The sequence below is a fragment of the Cupriavidus numazuensis genome (genome assembly GCF_905397435.1).
In the GTDB taxonomy this organism is placed as follows: Bacteria; Pseudomonadota; Gammaproteobacteria; order Burkholderiales; family Burkholderiaceae; genus Cupriavidus; species Cupriavidus numazuensis.
In genome coordinates, this window is sequence record NZ_CAJPVI010000156.1 from 1 (window position 1) to 872 (window position 872).

Here is an 872-nt window from a genome sequence, read left to right on the forward strand (position 1 = left end):
TTAGAGCGGCTAACAAAACCGTGTCATCGAACGGCGCCTGATGGACGTTAGCGGTGGCATGGCACGAAAGAAGATCAACAACGAATTGTGGAAGGCATTGCAGCCGCTGCTGCCAACGGTGGAGCCCTCCCCAAAAGGTGGCCGCCCCAGGGTGGAGGACAGAGCAGCGCTGAACGGCATCCTGTTTGTATTGCAGACTGGGATTCCATGGGAGGACCTGCCGCAAGAACTGGGCTTCGGCAGCGGCATGACTTGCTGGCGGCGTCTGCGTGACTGGCAGACCAGTGGCGTCTGGGGACGCCTGCATCTGGCCATGCTGACCCGCCTGCGCGAGCATGACCAGATCGATTGGACGCGGGCAAGCATCGACGGGGCAGCAGTGGCCAGCCCCCGGGGGGCCAGCAGACCGGCCCGAACCCCACGGACCGCGGCAAGCTCGGCAGCAAGCGCCATCTCGTCGTAGACCGGCGCGGTGTCCCGTTGGCGCTGACCGTCACCGGTGCCAATCGACACGATTCCATTGTGTTCGAAGCATTGGTTGACGCCATCCCAGCGGTGCGAGGGCTGTCGGGGCGGCCGCGCAGCCGCCCCGACAAGCTCCATGCCGACAAGGGATACGACTTTGCTCGATGTCGTCAACATTTGCGCAAGCGAGGAATCTGTCCACGCATCGCACGTCGTGGCATCGAGAGGAACGACCGGCTCGGCAAGCATCGCTGGGTTGTCGAGCGCACGCATGCCTGGCTCGCTGCCTTCGGCAAGTTGCGCATTCGCTTCGAACGACGTCTCGATATTCATCTGGCTCTGCTCACGCTCGCTTGCGCTGTCATCTGCTCTCGATTTGTTGAACAGTTTTGTTAGCCGTTCTTAGA

Annotated in this window: 1 protein-coding gene; it reads left to right on the forward strand. The window is 62.0% G+C overall.

Annotation, left to right across the window (positions count from 1 at the left end; translation table 11 throughout):
• Positions 1-58: 58 nt before the first annotated feature.
• Positions 59-861 (forward strand): IS5 family transposase gene (locus KHO41_RS40965; protein WP_211958886.1). Its coding sequence is split into 2 segments (ribosomal slippage): positions 59-386 and positions 386-861, totalling 804 coding nucleotides; the frame shifts between segments, so codons are not numbered across the junction.
• Positions 862-872: the final 11 nt, after the last annotated feature.